This window comes from Flavobacterium sp. FPG59 (assembly GCF_002150205.1).
Lineage (GTDB): Bacteria > Bacteroidota > Bacteroidia > Flavobacteriales > Flavobacteriaceae > Flavobacterium.
Genome location: NZ_MTCA01000208.1, coordinates 1 through 5,362, shown reverse-complemented (window position 1 = coordinate 5,362; position 5,362 = coordinate 1). Strand labels below are relative to the sequence as shown.

The 5,362-nt window shown below is 32.1% G+C and carries 3 protein-coding genes; 2 read left to right on the top strand and 1 reads right to left on the bottom strand.

The genetic code is table 11. The features are described 5' to 3' along the window. Window positions 1-681: thiamine-phosphate kinase (thiL, locus tag FPG59_RS13495; protein WP_086455110.1), on the bottom strand; the 681-nt coding region annotated here is incomplete at its 3' end. Between the two features lie 258 nt (window positions 682-939). Here thiL and FPG59_RS13490 point away from each other — a divergent pair. Then, window positions 940-1,815, top strand: coding sequence for an ABC transporter ATP-binding protein (locus FPG59_RS13490; protein WP_086455109.1), 876 nt, complete (start codon window positions 940-942; stop codon window positions 1,813-1,815). Window position 1,816: 1 nt separating this feature from the next. Beyond that, a partial coding sequence (locus FPG59_RS13485) for a M1 family aminopeptidase (protein WP_086455108.1) occupies window positions 1,817-5,362 on the top strand: 3,546 nt, incomplete at its 3' end.

Sequence of the window (5,362 nt, the reverse complement as noted above, 5' to 3'; positions counted from 1 at the left end):
ATGTAGTAATGTACGAACATCTTTTCGAGCTTCTGGCTTTAATTGACGTTCGATAAGATAAGTGTAAGCGTCTAAGTCAGGTTGATTATTTGGATTCACTTGAAACACTTGTTTCTCTCTCTCTAGGACTTGTAATCCCATGTAGGCAGCACCAATATCTCCAGTAACAACTAGTAAATCAGTTTCTTTAGCTCCATTTCTATATACGATTTCGTCTTCATTGGCTTCGCCAATAGCTGTAATACTTATGATCAATCCTTTTTGAGATGAGGTAGTATCTCCACCAATTACATCTACTTTATATTCTGCAGCGGCATGTGTAATACCGTCAAATAATTCTTCAAGAGCTTCTAGTGGAAATCTGTTAGAAACCGCAACCGAAACGGTTATTTGAGTTGCCTTAGCATTCATGGCACAAATATCCGAAATATTAACAACTACCGCTTTATATCCTAGATGTTTCAAAGGCATGTATGCCAAATCAAAATGCACTCCTTCAATTAACAAGTCAGTAGACACTACCACTTTTTTGTCCTTGAAGTCTAAAACAGCTGCGTCATCACCAATTCCTTTTAGAGTAGAAGCTTGTGTAATTTCGAAGTTTTTTGTCAAGTGATCTATTAGGCCAAATTCTCCTAGTTGAGCAATGCTGGTGCGTTGTGGGTTTTTATCTTCTATCATGTAGCAAAGGTACAAAGGATTTTTGTTTGTCGCAAAGACTCAACGTTTCAAAGCATTTTTGAATAATAATAGATCAAATGTTTTATGGTTCTAAAAGTAGGTTTAAGTTAAAAGGAATTTATTTTTTTTACTTTGGTATTATCTTAAGGAACAACGGTTTGCAATGTCGATTAGGATAAATTAGTACTAAAAATAAGAAATAATTGGTAACATTTTAGTAAATACGATACTAATCTGACTTAACTAAACCAATAAATCATGAAGTTAAAGATTAGTAACTTGAGCAAGACATATAGCAATGGTGTAAAAGCATTGGATAATTTGAATTTAGAAATTGGAACAGGAATGTTCGGACTTTTGGGTCCTAATGGTGCGGGTAAATCTAGTTTAATGCGTACCATAGCTACTTTACAAAAACCGGATTCAGGTTCCATAGAATTTGATGGAATTAATGTTCTTGAAAATCAAATGGAATTGCGTAAAATTTTGGGATACTTACCTCAAGAATTTGGGGTTTATCCTAATATGTCTGCAGAAGATTTACTAGATTATTTTGCCCGATTAAAAGGGATTTCATCTCAAAAAGAGCGAACAGTAATTGTCAAACAAGTATTAGAAGTTACTAATTTGTATGACGTTAGAATGAAGAATGTAAATGGCTATTCAGGCGGTATGAAACAGCGTTTTGGTATTGCGCAATTGTTGTTAAATAATCCAAAGTTAATCATTGTTGATGAACCTACTGCTGGTTTAGATCCTGCGGAAAGACACCGTTTTTTAAACGTATTAAGAGAAATAGGTACAAATCATACCGTTATTTTTTCAACGCACATTGTTGATGATGTAAAAGAATTATGTAATGAAATGGCCATTCTAAATGGTGGAAAAATATTAAATCAAAGTACTCCAAAAGCTGCAACAGCTGAGCTTTCAGGTCAAATTTGGACTAAAATTATTGAAAGAGAAGCATTGGAACAAAACGAAAAAGACTTTAATGTAATTTCTTCTAATTACAACCAAGACAACACGCTAAACATTAGAGTGTACAGTCAAGAAAAGCCAAATGAAAGTTTTGTTCAGGCAGAACCTCAGTTAGAAGATGTATATTTTGTTGCACTAAAAAAAGACTTATAAAATGTTTGGAACCTTATTTACTTTTGAATTAAAAAGGTGGCTAAAAAATCCAACTTTTTATATATACGCCGGAATTTTCATGGCATTTTCTATGTTAATGATGGCTAGTAGTCTTGGAATTTTTGATAGTTTTAAAACTACTACGGCCTCTAACGCTATGGCAAATTCGCCTATAGCATTAAACAATATGTTAAACGCATTATCAGTTTTTATTTATTTTTTATTGCCCTCCATTATAGGTGCGTCCGTTTATCGTGATTTTAAATATAACATGCATTCTATCTTGTTTTCGTATCCATTTAGCAAATGGGATTACTTAATGAGTAAGTTTTTCAGTTCCTTATTAGTTGTTATTTTAATCACGCTTTGCATTGGTTTAGGTGCTTTTTTAGCTTCATTTTTACCAGGAGTAAACCCACAGTTATTGGGTCCGCATAGTTTTATGGCCTATTTGCAAAGTTATTTGATATTTATAATCCCTAATTTAGCGTTTTTTGGTGTAATTGTTTTTTCAGTAGTAACAATTACCCGTAATATTTCGGTTGGTTTCATTACTGTTTTACTTCTTTTATTTGTGCAAGGTATTGTAAGTAGTTTTACAAAAGAAAATGAGAATCGATTTTTGGTTGCGCTTTTTGATCCTTTTGGTAGTGAAGCTTTAAGTTATTATACAAAGTATTGGACTGTTTACGAGAAAAACGAAAATTTACTGCCTTTTAAGGGAGCTATTATTTACAATAGGGCAATTTGGTTGACTGTTTCTATGGTAATTCTAGGTCTTATGTACCGCTATTTTTCATTTACTCAAACAGCATTAACACTAAGAAAAAGTAAAGATAACGAGCGTATTACAAAGAACAATTTTGGTGGAATCACTAAAGTCAACTTGCCTAAAGTAGGGTATGATTATTCAACCAAACAAAATTTGAAAACAGCTTGGAGTTTATCTCAAGTAGATTTTAAATTTATTGTGAAAAACTGGATATTTATCAGCATTGTGCTTGTGGGAATGCTTTTTATTTTAATTACAGCTTTGTCTTCGGGTGCATTTTTTGGAACAGAAACCTATCCGGTTACTTGGCAAATGCTCGAAATTCCTGGAAGTACTTTTGGGTTGTTTATCAATATTTTAACCTTTCTTTTTTCTGGGATTTTAATTCATCGTGCTACTACCACTAGAATGTTTCATTTAATAGATGTAACTCCTACTCCTAACTGGGTTTTACTTTTGTCAAAGTTTATTGCCATTGTCAAAATGCAAATGGTGTTACTTTTAGTAATTATGTTTTCGGGGATTTTGTTTCAGGTGTATAAAGGTTATTTTAATTTTGAAATAGGTCATTATCTTTTTGAATTGTATGCCTTAAAATGGATAGAATATATAATTTGGGCATTAATGGCAGTTCTTATTCAAACATTAGTTAAAAACTATTTGTTAGGATTCTTTATCCTTTTACTTTTTTACATAGGATTAAGTTTTCTGCCAGCAATAGGGGTTGAGCAACTAATTTATCAGTTTAATAGTGATACGGGTTATAGTTTTTCTGATATGAATGGTTATGGTCACAGATTGTCATCTTATTTTCTCTATAAAATATATTGGTTAGCACTTGGAATTATTTTCTTTGGTTTAGCATTACTTTTTTGGACTAGAGGTACGGTACAATCTTTTAAGGGTCGTTGGTCAGATTTTAAAATCAGATTTACAAAGCAAATTGCATTGCTACTGGTAGCGTCAACATTCGTTTTTTTAGGAATTGGTGGAGCGTTGTACTATCAAGATAATATTTTAAACGAAAATAAAAGCGGAAACGAACAGGAGGTAGAAATTGTAAATTGGGAGAAGAAATACAAAAAGTTCGAGAACAAAGTTCAACCAAGAATTACAGATATTAAAATTGATATGGATTTGTTTCCAGAGGAACGCAATTTTGTTGCTAATGGGAAATACATTTTAAAAAACAAATCAACTCAAGTAATTGACTCTATTTTTGTGGATTATACAGAAGGAACCCAAGTTAGTTTCAATGTCAAAAACAAGCTGGTTTCTAAGGATACACTTTATAATTTTAACATATATAAATTAGAGCAAGCGTTGCAACCTGGTGACTCTATCCAAATGAGTTTTGTTGTTAAGAACAAGCCAAATACTTTCTTTAAAAATAACTCTCCCGTTTTATATAATGGAACGTTTATTAATAAGGATATTTTTCCTTCTATAGGATATTCAGCTAAAAGTGAATTGATAGATGATGATGTTCGAAAAAAATACGGACTGAAACCAAAAGATCGAATGGCTAAACCAACAGATAGTATTGCTAGGAAAAACAATTATATCAGTTCTGATTCGGATTGGCTAACATTTGAAACTACAGTAAGTACCTCTGGAGATCAAACAGCTATAGCGCCTGGTTATTTAAAAAAGAAATGGCAGAAAAACGGACGAAATTATTTCCATTATAAAATGGATAAAAAAATGCTTAATTTCTATGCTTTTAACTCTGCTCGATATGAGGTTAAACGAGACAAATGGAAAAATGTAAACATTGAAATATATTACCACAAAGGACACGAATACAACCTAAGTCGAATGATTGCAGGTGTAAAAAAATCCCTAGAGTATTATACTAAAAATTTCAGTCCGTACCAGCACAAACAAGTTCGAATTATTGAATATCCTAAAACGCAAGGTCAATTTGCACAATCATTTGCAAATACAATCCCTTACTCTGAAGCCATTGGTTTTATAGCTGATGTAAATGACGACAATCAAGACGCTGTTGATTATCCTTTTGCAGTTACATCACACGAGGTAGCGCATCAGTGGTGGGCTCACCAAGTTATAGGTGGCAATGTTCAAGGGGTAACGTTACTTTCTGAGAGTTTGTCAGAATACAGTTCATTAAAAGTTTTAGAGCATACGTATGGAAAATCTAAAATGCGACGATTTCTAAAAGATGCACTAGATAAATATTTGAAAGGACGAACTTTTGAAAGCAAAAAAGAACGGCCTTTAATGTTTAACGAAAACCAACAATACATTCATTATGAAAAAGGATCATTAGTATTGTATGCCTTAAGTGATTATATTGGAGAACAGAAAATGAACAATACCTTAAAGAGTTATATAAGTAAGGTAGCTTTTCAAGATGCTCCCTATACCAACTCAATAGAATTGGTAAACGAATTTAAAAAAGCAACTCCAGATTCGTTACAATATGTTATTAATGATATGTTTGAGACAATAACTTTATACGATAACAGGATTAGTAATGTGACTTCTAAAAAAATGCCTAATGGCAAATTTCAAGTTACGATTCAGTTTGAAGTTTCAAAGTATAAAGCTGACAAGGAAGGAAAAAGAATCTTCAAAGATCCTAAAGGAAAAACATTAAAGTTCACTAGGAAAGGTGACAAGTATCCTACAGAATCGTTTCCTTTACAAGACTATGTAGAAATTGGAATTTTTTCGGAGCAAACCATTAAAGGAAAAAAAACAGATAAAGAATTATATCTAAAAAAATTAAAAATTAATACTATTGATAAT

Coding starts and splice junctions, on each gene's coding strand:
- FPG59_RS13490 (WP_086455109.1), top strand. CDS start 940: ATGAAGTTAAAGATTAGTAACTTGAGCAAGACATATAGCAATGGTGTA.